The organism is Cupriavidus sp. GW823-FHT07A04, assembly GCF_058794615.1.
Genome location: NZ_JBXAHA010000016.1, coordinates 185115 through 203759, shown reverse-complemented (window position 1 = coordinate 203759; position 18645 = coordinate 185115). Strand labels below are relative to the sequence as shown.

At 66.2% G+C, this 18645-nt stretch carries 23 protein-coding genes and 1 tRNA gene; 7 read left to right on the top strand and 17 right to left on the bottom strand.

Features of this window, described 5'->3' with window-relative positions; translation table 11 throughout:
- Positions 1–29 precede the first annotated feature (29 nt).
- Positions 30–1277: a Zn-dependent hydrolase gene (locus AC1Q7Q_RS27000; RefSeq protein WP_492370790.1), complete on the top strand. Its 1248-nt coding sequence runs from the start codon at positions 30–32 to the stop codon at positions 1275–1277.
- Positions 1278–1299: 22 nt separating this feature from the next.
- On the opposite strand, the gene AC1Q7Q_RS26995 is transcribed toward AC1Q7Q_RS27000, so the two are convergent.
- Complete coding sequence (locus AC1Q7Q_RS26995; protein WP_492370789.1) at positions 1300–2139, bottom strand: IclR family transcriptional regulator; 840 nt, start codon at positions 2137–2139, stop codon at positions 1300–1302.
- Positions 2140–2536: 397 nt separating this feature from the next.
- Between AC1Q7Q_RS26995 and AC1Q7Q_RS26990 the strand changes: the two genes are divergently transcribed.
- From AC1Q7Q_RS26990 to AC1Q7Q_RS26965, 6 genes are all read left to right on the top strand, one after another.
- Positions 2537–3235, top strand: coding sequence for a GntR family transcriptional regulator (locus AC1Q7Q_RS26990; RefSeq protein ID WP_441630760.1), 699 nt, complete (start codon positions 2537–2539; stop codon positions 3233–3235).
- Positions 3236–3273: 38 nt separating this feature from the next.
- The gene (locus tag AC1Q7Q_RS26985; protein WP_492370788.1) at positions 3274–3951 is read left to right on the top strand and encodes a DUF2848 domain-containing protein; all 678 of its coding nucleotides are present in this window, start codon (positions 3274–3276) and stop codon (positions 3949–3951) included.
- Positions 3948–5282 carry an amidase gene (locus AC1Q7Q_RS26980; RefSeq protein WP_492370787.1) on the top strand — a complete coding sequence of 445 codons (1335 nt, stop codon included), beginning with the start codon at positions 3948–3950 and terminating at the stop codon, positions 5280–5282. Before AC1Q7Q_RS26985 ends, AC1Q7Q_RS26980 begins: the two co-directional genes overlap by 4 nt.
- Positions 5283–5363: 81 nt before the next feature.
- Complete coding sequence (locus AC1Q7Q_RS26975) at positions 5364–6695, top strand: MFS transporter (protein ID WP_492370786.1); 1332 nt, start codon at positions 5364–5366, stop codon at positions 6693–6695.
- 240 nt (positions 6696–6935) lie between these two features.
- Positions 6936–7022: transfer RNA gene (locus tag AC1Q7Q_RS26970), tRNA-Leu, on the top strand.
- Between the two features lie 215 nt (positions 7023–7237).
- A complete protein-coding gene (locus AC1Q7Q_RS26965; protein ID WP_492370785.1) occupies positions 7238–8242 on the top strand; it encodes a site-specific integrase in 1005 nt (334 codons plus the stop codon).
- On the opposite strand, the gene AC1Q7Q_RS26960 is transcribed toward AC1Q7Q_RS26965, so the two are convergent.
- The 16 genes from AC1Q7Q_RS26960 to AC1Q7Q_RS26885 all read right to left on the bottom strand — a co-directional run bounded on the left by AC1Q7Q_RS26960 (position 8239) and on the right by AC1Q7Q_RS26885 (position 18643).
- The gene (locus AC1Q7Q_RS26960) at positions 8239–8526 is read right to left on the bottom strand and encodes a hypothetical protein (protein WP_492370784.1); all 288 of its coding nucleotides are present in this window, start codon (positions 8524–8526) and stop codon (positions 8239–8241) included. The two genes, AC1Q7Q_RS26965 and AC1Q7Q_RS26960, sit on opposite strands and share 4 nt — an antisense overlap.
- Before the next feature lie 119 nt (positions 8527–8645).
- On the bottom strand, positions 8646–8975 hold the full coding sequence (locus tag AC1Q7Q_RS26955; RefSeq protein ID WP_492370783.1) for a DUF4031 domain-containing protein: 330 nt from the start codon (positions 8973–8975) through the stop codon (positions 8646–8648).
- Positions 8972–9376, bottom strand: coding sequence for an ASCH domain-containing protein (locus AC1Q7Q_RS26950; RefSeq protein ID WP_492370782.1), 405 nt, complete (start codon positions 9374–9376; stop codon positions 8972–8974). Before AC1Q7Q_RS26950 ends, AC1Q7Q_RS26955 begins: the two co-directional genes overlap by 4 nt.
- Positions 9373–9894, bottom strand: a complete 522-nt coding sequence (locus tag AC1Q7Q_RS26945; RefSeq protein ID WP_492370781.1) for a hypothetical protein — start codon at positions 9892–9894, stop codon at positions 9373–9375. The genes AC1Q7Q_RS26950 and AC1Q7Q_RS26945 overlap by 4 nt, the downstream gene beginning before the upstream one ends.
- Complete coding sequence (locus AC1Q7Q_RS26940) at positions 9891–10943, bottom strand: phage Gp37/Gp68 family protein (RefSeq protein ID WP_492370780.1); 1053 nt, start codon at positions 10941–10943, stop codon at positions 9891–9893. Before AC1Q7Q_RS26940 ends, AC1Q7Q_RS26945 begins: the two co-directional genes overlap by 4 nt.
- Before the next feature lie 362 nt (positions 10944–11305).
- Positions 11306–13096 carry a DNA cytosine methyltransferase gene (locus tag AC1Q7Q_RS26935; RefSeq protein WP_492370779.1) on the bottom strand — a complete coding sequence of 597 codons (1791 nt, stop codon included), beginning with the start codon at positions 13094–13096 and terminating at the stop codon, positions 11306–11308.
- On the bottom strand, positions 13093–13656 hold the full coding sequence (locus tag AC1Q7Q_RS26930) for a Lar family restriction alleviation protein (protein WP_492370778.1): 564 nt from the start codon (positions 13654–13656) through the stop codon (positions 13093–13095). The genes AC1Q7Q_RS26935 and AC1Q7Q_RS26930 overlap by 4 nt, the downstream gene beginning before the upstream one ends.
- A complete protein-coding gene (locus AC1Q7Q_RS26925; RefSeq protein ID WP_492370777.1) occupies positions 13653–14030 on the bottom strand; it encodes a hypothetical protein in 378 nt (125 codons plus the stop codon). The genes AC1Q7Q_RS26930 and AC1Q7Q_RS26925 overlap by 4 nt, the downstream gene beginning before the upstream one ends.
- Positions 14027–14317: a hypothetical protein gene (locus tag AC1Q7Q_RS26920; protein ID WP_492370776.1), complete on the bottom strand. Its 291-nt coding sequence runs from the start codon at positions 14315–14317 to the stop codon at positions 14027–14029. The genes AC1Q7Q_RS26925 and AC1Q7Q_RS26920 overlap by 4 nt, the downstream gene beginning before the upstream one ends.
- Positions 14314–15411 carry a hypothetical protein gene (locus AC1Q7Q_RS26915; protein WP_492370775.1) on the bottom strand — a complete coding sequence of 366 codons (1098 nt, stop codon included), beginning with the start codon at positions 15409–15411 and terminating at the stop codon, positions 14314–14316. The genes AC1Q7Q_RS26920 and AC1Q7Q_RS26915 overlap by 4 nt, the downstream gene beginning before the upstream one ends.
- Positions 15408–15530, bottom strand: a complete 123-nt coding sequence (locus AC1Q7Q_RS26910; RefSeq protein WP_492370774.1) for a hypothetical protein — start codon at positions 15528–15530, stop codon at positions 15408–15410. Before AC1Q7Q_RS26910 ends, AC1Q7Q_RS26915 begins: the two co-directional genes overlap by 4 nt.
- Positions 15527–16144, bottom strand: a complete 618-nt coding sequence (locus AC1Q7Q_RS26905; protein ID WP_492370773.1) for a 3'-5' exonuclease — start codon at positions 16142–16144, stop codon at positions 15527–15529. Before AC1Q7Q_RS26905 ends, AC1Q7Q_RS26910 begins: the two co-directional genes overlap by 4 nt.
- A 57-nt stretch (positions 16145–16201) precedes the next feature.
- Entirely contained in the window at positions 16202–16516 is a 315-nt protein-coding gene (locus AC1Q7Q_RS26900) for a hypothetical protein (RefSeq protein WP_492370772.1), read from the bottom strand.
- Entirely contained in the window at positions 16516–16719 is a 204-nt protein-coding gene (locus tag AC1Q7Q_RS26895; protein ID WP_043345505.1) for a helix-turn-helix transcriptional regulator, read from the bottom strand. Before AC1Q7Q_RS26895 ends, AC1Q7Q_RS26900 begins: the two co-directional genes overlap by 1 nt.
- Positions 16716–16880, bottom strand: coding sequence for a hypothetical protein (locus AC1Q7Q_RS26890; RefSeq protein WP_492370771.1), 165 nt, complete (start codon positions 16878–16880; stop codon positions 16716–16718). Before AC1Q7Q_RS26890 ends, AC1Q7Q_RS26895 begins: the two co-directional genes overlap by 4 nt.
- Before the next feature lie 17 nt (positions 16881–16897).
- On the bottom strand, positions 16898–18643 hold the full coding sequence (locus tag AC1Q7Q_RS26885) for an AAA family ATPase (RefSeq protein ID WP_492370770.1): 1746 nt from the start codon (positions 18641–18643) through the stop codon (positions 16898–16900).
- Positions 18644–18645: the final 2 nt, after the last annotated feature.

Below are 18645 nucleotides of genomic sequence, written 5' to 3'. Positions count from 1 at the left end.
TCTGACTCCCAACCAACCGGCTTCCCAACATGGATCAGCAACACCCTCCCCGCATCAACGCAGCACGCCTGTGGCAATCGTTGATGGACCTCGCGCAGATCGGCGCCACGCCCAAGGGCGGCGTGTGCCGCATCGCGCTGACCGAGCTGGACCGCCAGGGCCGCGACCTGGTGGTCGGCTGGTGCCGCGCGGCCGGGCTCGATGTGCGCACCGACGAGGTAGGCAACGTGTTCGCGCGCCGTGCCGGGAGCGATCCCCATGCGGCCGCGGTGGCCACCGGCAGCCACATCGACACCCAGCCCTCGGGCGGCAAGTTCGACGGCAATTTCGGCGTGCTGGCTGGCCTTGAGGTGATGCGCACGCTCAACGACCTGGGCATCGTCACCCGCGCGCCGCTGGAGCTAGCGTTCTGGACCAACGAGGAGGGCACCCGCTTTACGCCCGTGATGATGGGCTCGGGTGCCTTCGCCGGCGTGTTCGAGGCGGCGTTCATCCGCGCCCAGCGCGACCTTGACGGCATTAGCGTGGGCGAGGCGCTGGAGCAGATCGGCTACCGCGGCGAGCAGCCCGTGGGCGAAGTGCCGGGCGGCATGTTCGCGGCCTATTTCGAGGCGCATATCGAGCAGGGGCCGGTGCTGGAAGCCGCCGGGCTGCCGATCGGCGTGGTTTCCGGCGCGCTCGGCCAGCAATGGTACGACGTGACCGTGACCGGCATGGACGCCCACGCCGGCCCCACGCCGCTGGCGCTGCGCCACGACGCCATGCTGGCGGCCGCCCGCATGATCGATGAAGTCAATCGCATCGCCGTGGATGAGGCCCCGCACGGGCGCGGCACGGTAGGCTACGTGCAGGTCACGCCCAACTCACGCAACGTGATTCCGGGCCGCGTGGACTTTTCCGTGGACCTGCGCAATCTCTCGCAGGCCGGGCTGGACCGCATGGACGCCGCCATGCGCGCGTCGTTCGCGCAGATTGCGCAGCGTGGCGCGGTGGACGTGTCGATCAGCCAGGTGGTGAAGTTCGAGCCCTGCGTGTTCGCGCCGGCATGCGTGGACAGCGTACGCCGCGCCGCGGCCGCGCTGGGGCTGCCGCACATGGACGTGGTCAGCGGCGCCGGGCACGACGCCGTGTACGTGGCGCAGCGCGCGCCCACCGGCATGATCTTCGTGCCGTGCAAGGACGGCATCAGCCACAACGAGCTGGAAGACGCGCTGCCCGAGCATATCGAGGCCGGCGCCAATGTGCTGCTGCAAGCGATGCTGGAGCACGCGCGCTAAGGCGACTTAGCGCCCTAGCTTCTCAATGGGCGATCGAACGCGAGATCGCCCAGGCGCATTCGATCACCATCGGCGCCAGCTTTTTCTGCGCCTCGGCCATGCTCCAGCGGCTGGCCGGTGGCGACACATGCACCGCGCCCACCGCCTGCCCCTGGCTGTTGACGATGGCCGCGCCCACGCCCATATCGCCCAGGAACAACTCCTCGTTGTTGCAGGCGTAGCCCACCTTCCGGCAAGCCACCACCGTCTCGAAGATCGCCGCCACATCGGTCAGCGTGGCCGGCGTGCGCGCCACCCGGGCCGAGTCCTCGAGCATGGCCATCACCTGATCGTCGGGCAATGTGCTCAGGTACGCGCGGCCGCTGCTGGTGCAGTACATCGGGATGCGCATGCCAACGGGCGTCAGCACCGGGATGTACTTCGACGTCATCAACTGCGCCACGTAGACCATTTCCAGCCCCACCGGCTCGGTCAGGTTGGCGGTCTCGCCGCTGGCATTGGCGAGCTGCGACAGGTAAGGGCTGGCGGCCTGGATCAGCGCGTCGGCGGACAGGTAGTTGTAGCCGATCTCCATCACCTTGGGCGTCAGCCGGAAGCGCCGCGTCTGCGGGTGCTTGGCCACATAGCCCAGCGTTTCCAGCGTATGCACGGTGCGTTGCGCGGAGCTTTTGGTCATGCTGGTCAGGCTGGCCAGTTCGGCCAGCGTGAGGGTGCGATGGACTGCGCTGAAAGCCCGCAGCACTTCCAGCCCCTTCTCCAACGATTGATTGAAAAGCGGGTCTGGACGAGCTTTTTTTTCGTCGCTTTCCGTGCCGCTGGCCGGCGCTTCGCCGCCGTTTTCCTGATGGTCTTGCCGGTTCATGTTCGCGTTCCGCCGAGTCCTCGTATCGGTGACGGGCACCATCGCTGGGAAGACCTGCACCACGATGAATGCATATTGCACCAATATACGACCGAATCGATTATCGATTCATATGGTTTCCGTCCATGATATTCGGGTCGTCTTTCTTTGGGAATAGCGGCGATGCGCCGGCCCTCCGATTTGGGAGCGCGAGTTTTCTCACTTCGGTCGAGTGCCTTGTTTTATAAGGCTTCCAGGGAGCTTGCCTGATTGTGGGTGGGTGAGACATGCGGCGCATGCGCGACAGTGAAATGCACCGAGTCGTTCTCTTTCAGTGTTTACCCGCATTCCTGATTTGTTGACGATCAGTGAAATATCAGACTAGTATCACAACAACTTCAACATTGCGGGAATTACCATGTCGAACCCGATCCGGCTGGTCGGCGGCGCCGATCACACCCCTGAGCCAGCCTCGCGCGCCGCCACCGGCGCCGCGCTGCGCGAGCAGGCCTATGCCGAGATCAAGCGGCGCATCATTTCCTGCGAATTCCGTCCTGGCGAGCCGCTCAACGAAGCCCAGGTCGCGGCCTTGCTCGGCATTGGCCGCACCCCCGTGCACCAGGCGCTGCACCGGCTGGAAGTGGAAGGGCTGGTGTCGATCCTGCCGCGCAAGGGCGTGCTGGTCTCGCCGCTGTCGCTCAACGAAGTGCTCGACATGATCGAAGTGCGCGCCACCAACGAAGTGCTGTGCGCCACGCTGGCCTGCGAGCGCGCCCACGAGAGCGATCTCAAGGCCATGCGCGAGATCGTCGACCGCTCGCCCGACCTGATCGCGCGGCGCGACATCACCGGCCTGGCCGCGCTCGACCTCAAATTCCATACCGCCATGTCGGCCGCCTCGCGCAATCGCGTGCTGGCCGACCTGCTGCGCGGCCTGCACGAGAAGCAGGCGCGCTTCTGGTTCCTCTCGCTGTCCGACCCGCAGCACCTGGAGAACGTCTACCAGGAGCACCTGGTGATCATCGATGCCCTGGAGCGGCGCGACGTGCCGGCGGTGCGCGAGGCCATCCGCGAACACATTGACGAATTCCGGAAGAACATCATCCGGACCATCTGACCGTTTTTCTCCGCAACATCCGCAACAGGTAGTGAGCAATGCCGACACTTCAATTCCACGTAGCCGGCGAGGGTGAACTCGTCCTCGATATCCAGCGCCTCATCATCGCCGGCTGGACCGGCCGCGACGCCGACGCCGTCAACCACCACATCCGCGAGCTCGAAGAGATCGGCGTCAAGCCGCCGACCACCGTGCCGTGTTTCTACCCGCTGGCCGCCTCGCTGCTGACCACCGACGCGCTGCTCGAGGTGCCGCGCGAAGACTCCTCCGGCGAAATCGAGTTCGTGCTGCTGGCGGCCAAGGACGCGATGTACATCGGCGTGGGCTCCGATCACACCGACCGCAAGGTCGAAGCCTATGACGTCACCGTCTCCAAGCAGATGTGCGCCAAGCCCCTGGGCACCGAAGTCTGGCGCTTTGACGATGTGGCCGCGCACTGGGACCAGTTGCAGATGCGCTGCTGGCGCACCCGCAACGGCCAGCGCGAGCTCTACCAGGAAGGGCTGGTGACGCGCCTGCTGGACCCGCGCGACCTGATCCAGCGCCTCACCGGCGAAGACAAGCTGCCGGTGGGCACCGCCATGTTCTGCGGCACGCAAGCCGTGATTGGTGAACTGGGCAGCGGCGAAGCCTTTGAAGTCGAGCTCCACGATCCGGTGCGCAAGCGCACGCTGCGCCATGCTTATCGCGTGGCATGCCTGGCGGTCGCACCATGAGCACCACGCTGCCAACCATCGCCGCGCTCGCCGCCGACCTGGCCGCCGGGCGCACCACCAGCGTTGCGCTGACCGAGCAAGCACTGGCTCGCATCGACGGCCACCGTAACACTGGCGGCACCGCCTTCCTGGAAGTCGACGGCGCCGGCGCGCTGGCCGCTGCCCGCGCCGCCGACCAGGCGCGGGCCGCAGGGCTGGTGGCATCGCCGCTGGCGGGGCTGCCGGTCTCCATCAAGGACCTGTTCGACGTAAAAGGGCAGGTGACCCGGGCCGGGTCGAAGGCGCTCACGCGCGAGCCCGCCGGCGCCGACGCGCCCGTGGTGGCGCGCCTGCGCGCCGCCGGCGCCGTGCTGATCGGGCGCACCAACATGAGCGAGTTCGCGTTCTCCGGCCTCGGCCTGAACCCGCACTATGGCACGCCCCGCACGCCCTTCGACGAAGCACGCATCGCGGGTGGCTCCACGTCCGGTGGCGCGCTCAGCGTGGCGCTCGATATGGCCGTTGCGGCGCTCGGCACCGACACCGGCGGCTCCATCCGCATCCCCAGCGCGTTCTGCGGCCTGACCGGCTTCAAGCCCACCGCAAGCCGCGTGCCGCTGGCCGGCGCCGTGCCACTGTCGACCTCGCTCGACTCCGCCGGCCCGCTGGCGCGCTCGGTTGCCTGCTGCGCCGCGTTCGACGCCATCGTCAGCGGCGAAACGCTGGACAGCCGCCCCGCGCCGCTGGGCGGGCTGCGTCTGCTGGTGACCCGCGATTTCGTGTGCGACGGCCTCGACGCCGAAGTCGCCCAGGCCTTCGACGCCACGCTCGCCACGCTCTCCCGGCTCGGTGCGCAGATCATCCCGTTCGAATTCCCCGAGCTCAAGCGGCTGCCGCAGATCAACGCCGCCGGCGGCCTCACGGCAGCCGAAGCCTGGCACTGGCACAAGCAGTTGCTGGCCGAACGCGGCGATGCCTACGACCAGCGCGTTGCCATGCGCATCCGCCGCGGCGAGCAACTCGGCGCCGCCGACTACATCGAACTGCTGGCCGAGCGCCGCGCCATGCAGGTGCGCGCCGCCGACCTGCTGCGCGAAGCCGACGCCTGGCTGATGCCCACGGTTGCCGTGCGCCCGCCACGGCTCGATGCCCTGCAAAGCGACGAAGCCTTCTTCGCCACCAACGGCCTCGTGCTGCGCAACCCCAGCGTGCTCAACTTCCTCGACGGCTGCGCCGTATCGCTGCCGATGCCGGCGGCGGAGCAGGGCATGGGGCTGAGCGTCGGCGGCCTGAACGGGCGCGACGCGCGCGTGCTGCAGGTGGCCGGCGCCATCGAAGCCGCGCTGCAGTAACACGTAGTAGCCAGCAGAAAAGACCGAGGGCCGCGACCAGGCAGCGCGGCCCCGTCAATCAACACCCAAGGAGTACCACCGATGTCTTCCGTGATGACCGGCGCCCCTGGCGCCCTGGAAAGCCCGGCCCACACCCCGGCAGAGCGCAACGAGGCCTACCGCAAGATCGCGGTGCGGCTGATCCCCTTCCTGGTGTTCCTGTTCGTGCTCGCCTGGATAGACCGCGTCAATGTCGGCTTTGCCAAGCTGCAGATGCTGCAAGACCTGCAATTCAGCGAAGCCGTGTACGGTTTCGGCGCCGGCATCTTCTTCATCGGCTACTTCCTGTTCGAAGTGCCCAGCAATCTCTTGCTGGAAAAAATCGGCGCGCGCCGCACGCTCGCCCGCATCACCATCCTGTGGGGCTTTGCCTCCATGGCGATGATCTTCGTCAAGACCCCCATGCAGTTCTACGCCCTGCGATTCCTGCTCGGCGTGTTCGAAGCCGGCTTCTTTCCCGGCGTCGTGCTCTACCTCACCTACTGGTTCCCCGCTCAGCGCCGCGCCCGCATCAACGGCCTGTTCATGACCTCGTTCGCCATCGCCGGCGTCATCGGCGGCCCGCTCGCCGGCTTCATCATGAGCAGCATGGAAGGCGTCGACGGCCTCGCCAACTGGCAATGGCTGTTCGTCATCGAAGGCATCCCCTCCGTGCTTGCCGGCATCGCGGTGCTGATGTTCCTGCCTGAAAAGCCCATCAGCGCCAAATGGCTCTCCCCCAGCGAGCGCGACCTCGTCACCCGCGAGATCGAAGCCGAAAACCGCGACCCCGCCAAGCACTCCTCGCTGCGCGCCGCCTTCACCAACTCGCGCGTCTGGATCTGCGCCGCCATCTACTTCTGCGTGGTCAGCGGCAACGCCACCATCGCCTTCTGGTCGCCATCCATCATCAAAGAGCTCGGCGTCAAGGGCAACCTGCAGATCGGCCTCGTCTCCGCCATCCCCTTCATCGCAGGCACCCTCGCCATGGTCTGGAACGGCATCCACTCCGACCGCACCGGCGAACGCCGCCTGCACTGCGCGCTAGCCACCCTGATGGCCGCCGCCGGCCTTGTGCTCACCGGCATGTGGCTGCACAGCGCTGTGCTCGCCATGGTGGCGCTCACCATCGCCTCCGTCGGCATCCTCGCCGCCTTCCCGGTCTTCTGGTCGCTGCCCTCCGCCTTCCTCGCCGGCACCGCTGCCGCCGGCGGCATCGCCCTCATCAACTCCATCGGCAACCTTGCCGGCTTCGTCGCGCCCTACATGATCGGTTGGTTCAAAACCAGCACCGGCCAGCTCTCGTCCGGCCTGTACTTCGTCGCCGCGCTGGAAGCCTGCGCCACCGTCCTGGTGCTGGCATTCATCAAAACCAAGGTCGCCGCCAAGGCCTAACCGGCGAGATGCCCCGGGCAGCACGAGGGGCTGGATTCCAGCGGCGCTTTGCGCTAGAATCCGCTGCCTCGTTGCGCTGCATGCGCAAAGTGCGCCGGCAGCACAGGTAACACCAGCCAGGCGGGCAGTTTCAGCCGCCTGTTTGCTTTTGTGCTCTTGTGATATTTCTCACGCTGCCCGGCACGCCTGTAAGACAACGAGCACAGCGGCCTCCCGTCAGGGATGCACGCCGCAGGGACTGCGAGGGTGGCGAAATTGGTAGACGCACCAGGTTTAGGTCCTGACGCCAGCAATGGTGTAGGGGTTCGAGTCCCCTCCCTCGCACCAAAGTTCCATATTCACACGACGCCAAACCACGCCACAAGACATTGATTTCAAAGGATTTTCCGATGATTTTGATGCTCGAAGATCTGGCGTAAAAACCACTCCAAACCACACGAAACTGAGTAGCGTTACGCCAAAATTACGCTAAGGATTACGCCAACCCGGCCTATAATCGGCGTGCCGCAAAGTGACGGCGAATAGATAGGGCGAGATTAGGCATGGCGTCATTCAGGCGAATCGGTTCCGGCTGGCGTGCCGAGTTGTACGTCAAAGGTCAGCGCGATAGCGGCTACTTCGACACGAAGGCCGAGGCGCAGGCATGGGCCGCGAAACGCGAGACCGAGTTGCGCGCGATCTCCAGCGGGCAGGGTAGCAAGACCCATACGGTAGGTGACGTGCTCGACGAATACCAGAAGAAGGTAAGCCCGACCAAACGCGGCTCGCGTTGGGAGTTGCTGCGCCTGGAATTGATCGGCCGGAAGGAGATCAACGGCAAGCCGTTCCGTGACATCAAGCTTGTCGACCTGCAGCCGAGCCATATCACGGCTTGGCGCGACGCGCGCGCCCAGGAAGTCGCGGGGTCATCGGTGTCCCGCGAGATGTCGTTGCTATCGCATGCGCTGCAGGTGGCCAGGGAGGAATGGGGCTGGCTCGTAACGGAGCCGATGAAGAAGGTGCGCCGACCCGCCGATAGCCCTCCGCGCACTCGCCGTATCTCGGACGACGAGATCACCAAGATCACCCAGGCGCTGCAGTTTCAGGATGGGTTGCCCGTTGGGCTTCCGATCCAGCGCGTGGCCGTGGCCTTCCTCTTCGCCATTGAGACAGCAATGCGCTCGGGCGAGATCCTGGGGCTGACCAGCAAGACGGTGGATAAGACCGCCTGGGTCGCGCACTTGCCGCTTACGAAGAACGGCGGCGCGCGGGACGTGGCGCTTTCGCCCCGAGCGATTGAACTGTTGGAGATGCTGCCACCGGTGGAGGATGGCAAGCCGCTGTTCAACCTCACGGACGCGAGTCGGGACGTGCTCTTCCGGAAGGGGCGTGACCGGTCTGGCGTGCTGGACGTGACTTTCCACGACACGCGTCACGAGGCAATCACTCGCCTCGCGAAGAAGGTGCCCGTACTCGCGCTGGCGCGCTTGACGGGACACACGGATCTCAATGAGCTGATGACCTATTACAACGAGTCGGCCGCCGACGTGGCGACCATGCTCCGCTAGTCACCCTTGCGCGGCTTGTCCTGATAGGACTCGGCCCAGGCGATTACCTCGGCTGCCTTCCAGCGGGGATGCGCCGTGGCCTTGCCACCCGAGAGGGCAGGCAGTCGGATAGGGCGGGGAAAGCCGGGCAGACAGACGACGCGTTCACGGATCACCTGCGCCGGGCGCTGCAGGTATGTGGCGATCGCCTCAGTACTCCACAGCTGCACCTTCAACGGTACCGCCGGCTGGACGCGCTCCGCCACCGCGGCCGCGAGGCGTTCAATCAGGTCTGTGTCGCTCACTTGCTTTCTCCAATTCGCCAAGCCTGGCGGGTCAATTCGATGATTCGTTTTGCTGCTGCTTCCACTGCTTTCCTGTTTCTACTCATCACACGGGTAAATGCGTTTTACGCGTGTGGTTGCTAAGCTGCGGCGCGGCGCGCGGCAAGGTGGCCTAGATGCCACTGTTCGGCGTCCGCGGGCGCGCCGAGCTGGCCAGTAGCGCGCCGCCGCGCAACCATCGCGCCGGTCTGTCGCCAGGTGATCTCGATCGCGCCGGCCGCGACGGCCGCGGTGCGCTTGTTCAGTGCGATGTCGTAGTGACTGCGCTCGGTGCCCGGCTTCTGGTGCCAGCGGCGCGCCACGCCGATGCGTGCCGCCATCGCGTGCAGCTCCGCATCGGTGTCCGCGATCATGTGGCACATCACCATCCGGCCGTAGGCCGCGCGCACGTCGTCGACGTAGACCGTCATGCCGGCACCTCGACAAGGCTGTCGGGCACGCCGAAGAAGCCGAGCGTGCCCTTGATCTTGCGGAAGGGGAGCGGCCGAGCATTGCGTAGCTGGAACCCAACCGGCCCGAAGAACCATGGCGAATCGCTGGCGCGCACGCAGTCCACGATTTCAACCTGGCCGACGATGCCGCCGCGATCGAGGGCGTCGTGCGACGGCAATGCATGTGCGGCCTCATGCAATCGGGGATCCAGTAGCAGGAAGTCGACGACATCCTCGTATTCACCGCGCGTCATGCCCTGGCTGGCGTGGATCAGCACCGTGCCGCGGTACTTCGTCGCCCAGGTTCTGTTCTCGATGTCCTTGTGGCCGTTGGCGATCAGCCACGCCCATGGCTGGCGGATAGATAGGGCCTTCATCATGGCAGCCCCTTCGCCGCGCCGCGGGCTTTGCGATCTGCAACCTCGGCTTCGAGCGCTGCGATGAGCTCAGCCGGCTTCCCGTCGAACTGGTTGAAGTGGGTATCGCACAGGCTGCAACTCCAGTCCGTGACGGCGCGCCAGCCCCTCGCGACTTGCACGCGCCAGGTGTCGTGCTTCACTCGCTCGCCCGTGTAGGGCGGCCTTGGGCACAGCCGGCAGGCATTGCCGCAGGTGTCGGGCGCGATCCTGCGGAAGCGTGGGTACTGGGCAGCCTCGGCCTCCACTTGCTCATCGGTCAACGCGGCCACTGCGGCGCTGAGCTCGGCCAAAGTGGCGAACTTGCGCTCCGGCAGCGCTTCGCGAAACCACGTCTCAATGAAGGCGCAGCGACCGTTCTCGCGGCGCGCCTCCATCTGGACGCCCAGGCCAGCGGTGTCCTCATAGCAGTAGAAGGCCATGCCGTGGGCGCCGTGGCCGTGCGCGGTCTCGCGCATGGTGAGTTTGTCGGGGATGTTCATGCCTTGATCTCCGGGAATCCATCGTGCTGCACGCCGTCAAGCAGGCGGCCGGCGGCCTTCTTACCCATCTTGAAGACTGACCTGCCGTAGCCACCATTGAGCCGGTAGTCGCCATGACCCACGGTGCCATCAGGCCATGTGGCGACGCGGCCGCGCACTACTGCGTCTGGTTTGGCCTTCTGCTCCTCCACGTCCATGTGTCGCCACTCACCCCATTGCTTGAACAGGAATCGCACGCGGGCCGCCGCGCACTGGTCGCGCAGGCTCCGCGCCCAGTTCGGATGCATCGGCTGCGCGCTGGCGCCGCTCTCGCCGCCGACGATCACCCAGTCGATCGGACGCCCATTGCCGGTTCCGCGGCAGTGGCCGCAGAAGGCGCGGTCCGTATGCGTGGAATCGTCGCAGCGATCACCGTTGCAGCAGTGGTCGCATCCCAGGTGGCCGTCACTAAAGGCCCATGTCCGTGTCGGCAGGCGCAAGTCCACCGGCCCGAGCAGCGGCTCCATCGACAGGAACCGCACGCGCGCCGGCACCGCCAGCAGCTTCGGGATGTCGCGGTCGGCCTCCTCCTGGTTGCAGATCGTGGCGCCGATCCAGACGTTGGGCAGGTAGTTGTCGCGCCATCCCTCGCGGCCAACTGTGAGCGCACGCATGGCCTGCTCCAGCATCTCCGCGGCGTTGCCGACGCGCTTCGTCAGCAGCAGCCAATCCAAGTTGGGCGTGTCGACGATCAGCCGGAGCAGGTCAAAGCGCCATTGCGCGCTGACGGCGTTATCGAACACATCAGCCAGACTGGCGCAGAAGACGTGCCGGCGGCGGCCGTGCGCGGCGAAGAACTCATCGTGCTGGGCGTTCCAGCGCAGCGGCAGCTTCCAGTTGGCGGCCGACGTGCGGTGCCGGTCTTCCTTGGCGCCCCAGGTCACGCCCAGCGCGCGGGCCGGCGTGGATACCTCGGCGTAGCAGTGGTCGCAGGCCGGCGACACCTTGGTGCAGCCGATCCAGGGGTTGAACGTGGCGTCGGTCCATTCGATTTTTGTGGTTTCGCTCATGCCAAATACCTAAAGGTTTGCTTTCCAGCGCCGATATGTCGGGCATGGACGTTCTTTCCATGTCCTGCATTGCCGTCACGACTTGGGTGCGTCGCAATATTTCTTCACATCTCACCGCGTGATTTTTTGGTGATCGTTACTACCCTTAACCCTATTGCGATCGACAGCTGAAGGAGCCGCGCAATGAATTGGCGTGACATCGCGCTTATCGCCTCCGGCTGGGTTGCTGTCTGCCTCTTTGCAGGGTGGGCGCTTGCAGTTGTGGCTGACACGATCAAATAGCCTCGGCTCGGGCGCTTCGCTACCAGCGCGATGGTGGTCGCGCGCGCGCCGCGCCGGGCTCCAAAATGTCTTGGGCTCGCTCATGCGACCTCCGCAGGCTGTGCCACCGACAGCGCCATCGCCACCGGCCGCACCCAAACCGGCGTGGCCGACAGCCTGAACGTCTCGCCGGTCTCGGCCAGCAACAGGGTGGTGCCCATGACCTCGGCGATCGCGCACGCGGCGTCCGGCGGCACGGCGTTGCCGATGCGCTCGCGCCAGGCCTGATCGCTCAGCCCGTCCAACTCGAGGTATTCCTCCGGCTCGATCAACGACTGCAGCGCGGCCAGCTCCAGCGTCGTGAAAGGGCGGTGCCAGGTGCCGTCCAGCGCGCGGATGATCGCCACCAGCTTGTCGTTCGCTGCGGGCAGGCGCGGATCAGCGACCGACCAGCGGCCGTTGTCGTGGCCAGCAGCTGCCGATACTGCGCCGCTCGGCTGTTCCCAACCCACCACACCATAGTGCCCACCGGTCAGGTAGTGGTCGCCGCGCTTGCGCCGCATGCCCGGGCGGGGGTCGGCCACGGCATATGCACCCTGGCCGGTCGTGCTGCCCGAGATCACGGTGCCGGTGGCGGTATCCCAAGGCGTCACGGCGTACTTGCCAAAGGTCGGGCCGGTCCGGCGCGGATCTTGTACGCACTGGCCGGTGCCGTGGGCGCTGGTGACCGCGCCGGCGGCCTGGTCCCACGGCACGATGCGGAATTCGTTGTTGTGCTTGGCGGGGCCGGCGTGGCGCGGGTCGGCGACAGCGAAGCGTCCTTGGTTAGGCCATTGCTGTCCGCTGATGGTCCCGGTGGGGGAATCCCATTGCACAACGCCGTAGTTCTGGCCGTGGTTCCAACGATCGGAGGGCCGCGTGCGCGGGTCCGCTACGCTGAAAGCACCGTTCGTCGGCAGCGACTCGCCGGCCACCGTGCCCGTCGGCTCGTTCCATTCGATGACGCCCAGGTGCCCCGACCGGCGTTCCGGCAGGATCAGGTAATCGCTGAGGTAGCCGTCCTGCACCGCCAGCTTGTTCAGGCTGCGCCAGTCGCTACCGGCCTCGACGAACGCCAGCCGCACCCAGGTCTTCCACTGCAGCGACGGCACGCGGTGCATCGGGCCGCCGGTGGCGTCGCCAGGCAGCGGCATACGGCCCAGCACGGTACCGACACCCTGCAGGCGGCGAATTTCCGGCTCGTACAGGAAGGCCGGGACCTTCTCCATGTGCCGCGCCACCAGCAGGAAGCGCTTGCGGCTCTGGGCCAGCCCGCCGATCTCGCCGCAGTCGTGCGTCGTCTCGTTCACAGCATAGCCATAGTGGCGCAGGATCTGGTTGATCTGGTCGAGCAGGTGCCGCCCGCGCGTTGCCAGCCGCGGCACGTTCTCGAATACGATCAGCTCGACGGGGTCATCCTTCCAGGCTTCGCACATCAGCCACACGCAGCGCAGCGTCAGCTCATTGAGCGCCTGGTACTTCGGCGTGCGGCTCAGGGCCTCGGACAGCAGCCCGGACGCGCCCTTGCACGGCGATGAGATGAACACGCAGTTCGGCCGCTCATTGCCGGCGGCGCGCCGGATGTCGGCGGCCGTGGCCTCGCGCCAGCCAGCCGGCGGCTCTTTGCCCCAGAAGGCGGTGTACTGCTCGCGAGTGAAGAGGTCCATGACGGTGCAGGGCACGCCGACCAGCGTCTCGAAGTCACGCGCGGCGGCCGGGTCGACGTCGATACCGCCGATGCACTCCCAGGTCGCGACCATGTTGCCTACCTGGGAAGCGGCTTTCGTGAAGCCCTTGGCGCCGCCGCCGAGGCCGCAGCACATGCCGAACGTCTTGTATTTGCGGCGGATCATGCGCGTTCCTTTGTGTTGAGGGGGAGAGAGACGCCGGCGCAAGGCGCGGATTCGGTGGTGACACTGACCTTGCAGTCGCCCATTGCCGCGCGCAGCTCTTCCATGCTCGCCCGCGCCTTCTCGCGCCAGGCGTCGCCGTGCTGCAGCGCCAGCTGGATCAGCCAGTGCAGGACGTGCGCCTGCTCGGCTTCGCACTTGGTCGGGATGTCCGTGCCAGCCGCGCGCATCGCGTGCGCGATCGGCGTGGTGGTGTAGAGCATCAGGCCGAGTACTTCAGTCAGCGCATCCGTCGGGTCGATGGGGTAGGGCAATGTGCTGCGCGTGTCTTCACCGGTCGGGCGGCCCTCCGGCGCTGCGGCCCCCGTGGGAGCCCGGTTGTTCCACGCTGCAATGGCCTCGGATTCCGTCTTGTATTGCAGGGCGATGGACTGCCCATAGCACAGCACGCCCGGGGCCATATACGTGGCGCAGCCAGCGGCGTGCCAACCATCGCTCATCTTCGTGGCGGCCGGTTGTCCGCAGAACGGGCAGGGCTTCAGTTTCTGGGTGCTTTCAGTCATGGTGCTTCCTTCGCGGCCCAGCCGCATTCCAGTCCGGCAGACTGAGCCACGCGGTGGACGGTGTTGTATTCCATGTCCTTCCAGTAGAAGGTGTTGTTGTTCCCGGCGCCGATGTACAGCAGAGCCATCAGATGAGCGGCCTTCCCCTTCTTCTTGCTCGCCTGGTCACGCACACGGATGCTCGTGTTGCCGGTACCACTGGTCTTGTGCGGGTAGAAGATCAGCGTCACATCCGGCGAAACGAAGCGGAATGCCTCGTAGTCGTTGGTGCCCCATTGGAGACGGCCGCCAGCGTCGGCCAGTACCTTCTCGGCAATGGAGAACTCTTGCTTCGCCAGGCGCTGGTATTTCCCGGCGTTCGGATCGCGGCTCACTTCCCCTCTCCTTTTGCGATTGGCTTCATGCTGCGGAACGGGATGACGTGGCAGTAGCGCGCGCCGTTGGCATCTTCCATGTCGACGAGCTGCGGAAACTCGACGCTAGCGCCGTGCTGCACCTCACCTTTGCGCCAGTGCTTGACGACGCGGCCGCGCAGATAGCCGGCAGGCGTTCTAACGGCGACTGGCGTGCCAAGCGGCCACTTCCGGTGCTTACGATCCAGATCGCGCGCAACAACGCGATTCCAGTGCGATTCGCGCTCTGTCAGGTGCCCGGCGCTCATGCGGCACCTTTCACGATTGCGGCGTCGATACACTTCCGCACGATGTCGGTCGTGAGCTTGCCTTTCCCTTGAAACGCTGCGCGGATACGCCGTTGGTCTTCCGTGAGAGGCTCGCCGTTCGCGTCGGCCACGAGCGCACCGACGAACGAGACGAACCGGGTTGCGTCAAGCTTGTCCTCGCTGGGCTGCTCTGCGGCCAGGAGGGCGCGGACACGATGCATGTCCTCGATAGCGAACCAGCCGTCGAAATCAAAATCGAGATCGCCAGACAACAGGTGGACGCCAAACAGATCGTGCAGTAGTGCCAGCGCCCTGGCGCTCGGTTGCGAGATCGGCGCATAGGGTGCGTCGACAGTCTTCGCGTATTGCACCCCCTCGCCCTTGCCACCCTCACTGATCGCCACCGGTTGCGGGCGTGCATAGATTGCCACGCCATCATCACCATAGGACTTTTGCCGGATCGCGGCGGTATCCCCAGCCAACAGGCGACGCATGGCGTCCTTGTGGATATGCCCGATTGGCTCGCTACCACCCTCATTGAGGGGAGCGGACTGGGCACGAATTGCCGCTTCCCCCCGCTTCCGGTTCAGAGCGTCACCGACGAGGGGCCATGCAGCTATGGCGGCTACGATTTCCTGCCAGTGCTGGCGCGGTGTGGTCCCGGCCATCGCAGCGGGGACGCCGAGGACATAGCGCACGGTCGAAAACGCATTGCTGACTGTTTCGATGTCCCATTCCGCCCCGCCAACAGGTGCCGGGGGAGCGGCGAGATCAGAGCGGACATACCCGATGTCGGCCGCATTCTGGCTCTCCGCGCACCACGTCACTTCGTGCAGATCGGCGAAAGCCGTTCCATCCGGCGCGTCGCCGACGCAAAGAACGATGCGCTCCGGCGCACCAACGACGCCGCGCTGAGCCGGCTGCCAGCAGTTGTCATCCTCATCCTGATTGCTGGGGTTGCCCGGGTGCACACAGCTATTGCAAGGCGGCGAGAGATGGCAGGAGCAGTTGCCCGTGCCAAAGGTGGATTCAAATGCATCGCGGTCCGCCTGGGCGTCCGGCGTCAATTCGCGGGTTTCGGTTTGCTGGCTCACTTCGGTTCCTTGTCCTCGCCTGCCATCTTCTTGAGCAGGCGGTAATGGGCGTAGCCACCGATCACCAGGCAGATGAGCATGCCGGCGACGGTGACGACCAGTGCGACGTGGCAGTTCATGCCGCCGTAGCGAGATGCCGCTTGATGCCGTAGTACACGGTGCGGCAGGCGCCCAGGTCGACGGCGGCGTTGTGCGCGCCCACCAGCTCAGTGCCGGTGAAGTGCCGGAAGGCTTCGCCGAGATTCGGCGACTTGGGCGTGCGACGGCCGGCGGCCAACATCTTCTCGGTCGGCGGCAGGTTGATGATCTTGGTGCTCTTCGACTGAGTGCAGAAGGCGGGGGCGGTCTTCCACTGTTCATGGAATCCCTCGTCGTGGTCGAGCTGGCGCATCAGCTCAATGCGCACCATCCGCATATCGAAGGACTCGTTGTGGGCGACTCGCATCTGCGCCTTCTTCCACATGTCGATGAAGAGCGAGAGCGCCTGCTCGATGGGCACGCCAAACTGCGTGGCCTTCTCGTTGGTGATGCCTGTCAGCGTCTCGAGTTCCTCTGGGATGGTCCAGCCGTCGGGCTTGATCAGTAGGTCCATGAAGGCCAGCGTGGTGCCGGTGTCTTCGTCGTGCAGCTCGGCCGCGATCTGCGTGACGTGCGGCTGGCTGGGATCTTCGCTGGGCAGGCTCCATTGCGGCAGGCCGGAGGTCTCGGTGTCGTAGAAGAGGATGGGCGTCATGATGTCGTTCCTGTGGGGGTAGCGGTGGTTGGTGCTGCTGTTCTCTCGGCGTCTGTCTCAGCGCCGCGCGGTCATGCAAAGCGCCTCAAAGCGGCGCAGGCCGGCTTCCCAGCCCTTGAGCTCGCCGCGGCCAACGATGCGTTCGGGGCGGGGCTCGCTGCCGCCCGGCGCGGCGACGAAGAACACGCGGGTGGTGCCGTCGACGCCGCTGCGGATCAGCTCGTTTTCGTGCAGGTCGTCCAGCACCTCGCGCGCCTCGGCTGTGCTGCGCTTGAAGTTGTTCGCGATCTGCGTCGGTGTGAAGCGCTGGCCCGTGCGTTCCTGCAGATAGGTCAGCACCGACTTGCGAGTGAATTTCATGGCGCGCGGCATCAGTGATCTCCACGCGTGGCTTTGATCTGCGCGTCGATCCACGCCTGGATCTCTTCCTCGATCCACCCGCTTGCGCGGCCGAGCTTAATCGGGGAAGGAAACTTCTTTTCCCTGATCCGTTCGTGGATGGCGCCCTCGCTCAGGCCGACTAGAGTGCGGACCTCAGGCATCCGGATGATCCGGCGTTGCGGTGCCGTGTTCACGAGAAGTGCCTCCCATGCAGTTCGTCCAGCTTGTCGACCTGGTTGCCGGTGAGCTTCGTCACCTCGCCGGCGTGCATGCGTGCCGCCAGCGCGCGCACGAAGCTGGCTTCCCAGTCGTTGAGGTCCTTGGTGCCCAGCAGCCCTTCCAACCGGGTAATCATTTGTGCCGTGCTCACCATCACGCGGCCTCCCTGACGGTCCCGACTTCGTGGTCGGCGATCCAGAACGAGGTGATCGACTCGGGCAGCGCGCCCGGGGGCGACTTGAGGCTCATGAAGATCAGCGCGGTGTCGATCGCATCGGTGGCGGCCAGGTCGTCGAGCCAATACAGCAGGCGGTCGCGCTCCGGCCCGATCAGCACGTCCGCGCGGTCCAGGACCAGCAGGCGCAGGCCGGTCAGGGCGCCGATGGCATAGGCGATCATCGCGTCGGCGCGCCACTTCTCGGACTCGGAGAGCAAGGCGTAGGGTCGGCCGTCACCGGCGGCGATGGTCATGTCCTTCTCGATGCCGACCCGGAACCATTCGGACAGGTTGGCAGCGGCTGCCAGGCGCTCGTTGATGGGGTCCAGCGCCTCAGACAGCAGGTCGGCGGGGATGCCGCTGGGGCCGAGGGCTTCGGCAAGCGCATCCCACGCGGCCACGTCGGCGTGGTGCTGGCCGGCCCGCTTGGTGATCTCGCCGGCCTGGGCGGCTGCGCGCTGCGAAGCGCGGGCGGCGTCCAGATCCTTGCCGAACTGGGTGATGCTGCCCTGGATGGCTTCCAGCCGGCTCGCGATGGCCTGACGCTCCACGTCGTCGGCACTGTCGGTGGCCTCGCCAGCTGCCTGGTCCTGCAGCAGGCGCAGCTGCTTCGCCGCGGTGTCGGCGGCGTCGCGCTCGGTGATGCGGCTCTTCAGCGCGTTTTCCAGCACGGTCAGGCTGCGCTCGTACTCGGGCAGGCGGCCGGCGGCCTCCGGGTCGATCTGTGCCGGCTCGTACTTGGCGAGTTGGCCGGCCAGGAAGAGCAGCATGGCGCCGCAGTCCGGGCAGGTGCAGGGCATGCCCGCTACTTTGCCGCCGGCGGCGTCGCGCAGGGCGGCCACCTTGGGCAGGAACGCGTCGCGCTCGGCCAGCGCGCGGGCCGCGGTGTCCTGTGCCTTGGGCAGCAGCTCGGCCTTGGCGCGCAGGTCTGCGATTTGGCTGGCGCGTTGCTGGCGCTGACGCGCCGCTGCGTCGATCTCGCCCAGCTGGCGCTGCAGCTCGCCGGCCTCGGTGGACAGGACCTTGATGGTGTCTTCGGACTCGGAGATCAGGCTGGCCAGCTCGGCCGGATCCTCGGCGCCGGCGGGCACTGGGGCGACCCAGCTGGCCGCCTTGACGCTGCCGTAGGTCTCGCCGGTCAGCTCGCGCCAGGCGCCCTTGGCCGCAGTGGCCTTGCCGCCGGCTTCCTTGGCGGCCGCGTCGAAGCCGGCGCGCACCAGCGGCAGCACGGCCTCGATCTTCTTGGCGTTGCAGCCGCGCGCCACGAGGCGCTCGCGCACCTGGTCGGTGCCAATCTTGAGGCCCATCAGGTCGAACAGGAACGCGCGGCGCTCTTTCACATCCATGCGGGCGAAGCGCTGGGCATCCAGCACGAACGGCGTGCGAGTGTCGGTGGGAATGCCCTTGGTGGCCTTGCCGGAGGGCAGCACGATGCTGTTTGCCTGTGGGCCAACGGAAACCACAATCGAGCCGGATTCGGTTCCATCGCGCAGCAGCTTGCCGTATTCCTTCTTCAGGCCCACGCGCACGGTTTCCTCGGTGAGCGCCATGCGGACGGCCTCTTGGATCGAGCTTTTGCCCGCGCCGTTAGGCCCGCAGATTAGGGTCACCGGCGTGGCCGGGATGATGTCGGCTGCCCGGATGCCGAGGAAGTTACGGGCGTGGATGGCGGTGATGCGCATGG

Coding starts and splice junctions, on each gene's coding strand:
- AC1Q7Q_RS27000 (WP_492370790.1), top strand. CDS start 30: ATGGATCAGCAACACCCTCCCCGCATCAACGCAGCACGCCTGTGGCAA.
- AC1Q7Q_RS26995 (WP_492370789.1), bottom strand. CDS start 2,139: ATGAACCGGCAAGACCATCAGGAAAACGGCGGCGAAGCGCCGGCCAGC.
- AC1Q7Q_RS26990 (WP_441630760.1), top strand. CDS start 2,537: ATGTCGAACCCGATCCGGCTGGTCGGCGGCGCCGATCACACCCCTGAG.
- AC1Q7Q_RS26985 (WP_492370788.1), top strand. CDS start 3,274: ATGCCGACACTTCAATTCCACGTAGCCGGCGAGGGTGAACTCGTCCTC.
- AC1Q7Q_RS26980 (WP_492370787.1), top strand. CDS start 3,948: ATGAGCACCACGCTGCCAACCATCGCCGCGCTCGCCGCCGACCTGGCC.
- AC1Q7Q_RS26975 (WP_492370786.1), top strand. CDS start 5,364: ATGTCTTCCGTGATGACCGGCGCCCCTGGCGCCCTGGAAAGCCCGGCC.
- AC1Q7Q_RS26965 (WP_492370785.1), top strand. CDS start 7,238: ATGGCGTCATTCAGGCGAATCGGTTCCGGCTGGCGTGCCGAGTTGTAC.
- AC1Q7Q_RS26955 (WP_492370783.1), bottom strand. CDS start 8,975: ATGACGGTCTACGTCGACGACGTGCGCGCGGCCTACGGCCGGATGGTG.
- AC1Q7Q_RS26950 (WP_492370782.1), bottom strand. CDS start 9,376: ATGATGAAGGCCCTATCTATCCGCCAGCCATGGGCGTGGCTGATCGCC.
- AC1Q7Q_RS26945 (WP_492370781.1), bottom strand. CDS start 9,894: ATGAACATCCCCGACAAACTCACCATGCGCGAGACCGCGCACGGCCAC.
- AC1Q7Q_RS26940 (WP_492370780.1), bottom strand. CDS start 10,943: ATGAGCGAAACCACAAAAATCGAATGGACCGACGCCACGTTCAACCCC.
- AC1Q7Q_RS26935 (WP_492370779.1), bottom strand. CDS start 13,096: ATGATCCGCCGCAAATACAAGACGTTCGGCATGTGCTGCGGCCTCGGC.
- AC1Q7Q_RS26930 (WP_492370778.1), bottom strand. CDS start 13,656: ATGACTGAAAGCACCCAGAAACTGAAGCCCTGCCCGTTCTGCGGACAA.
- AC1Q7Q_RS26920 (WP_492370776.1), bottom strand. CDS start 14,317: ATGAGCGCCGGGCACCTGACAGAGCGCGAATCGCACTGGAATCGCGTT.
- AC1Q7Q_RS26910 (WP_492370774.1), bottom strand. CDS start 15,530: ATGAACTGCCACGTCGCACTGGTCGTCACCGTCGCCGGCATGCTCATC.
- AC1Q7Q_RS26905 (WP_492370773.1), bottom strand. CDS start 16,144: ATGACGCCCATCCTCTTCTACGACACCGAGACCTCCGGCCTGCCGCAA.
- AC1Q7Q_RS26900 (WP_492370772.1), bottom strand. CDS start 16,516: ATGCCGCGCGCCATGAAATTCACTCGCAAGTCGGTGCTGACCTATCTG.
- AC1Q7Q_RS26890 (WP_492370771.1), bottom strand. CDS start 16,880: ATGATTACCCGGTTGGAAGGGCTGCTGGGCACCAAGGACCTCAACGAC.
- AC1Q7Q_RS26885 (WP_492370770.1), bottom strand. CDS start 18,643: ATGCGCATCACCGCCATCCACGCCCGTAACTTCCTCGGCATCCGGGCA.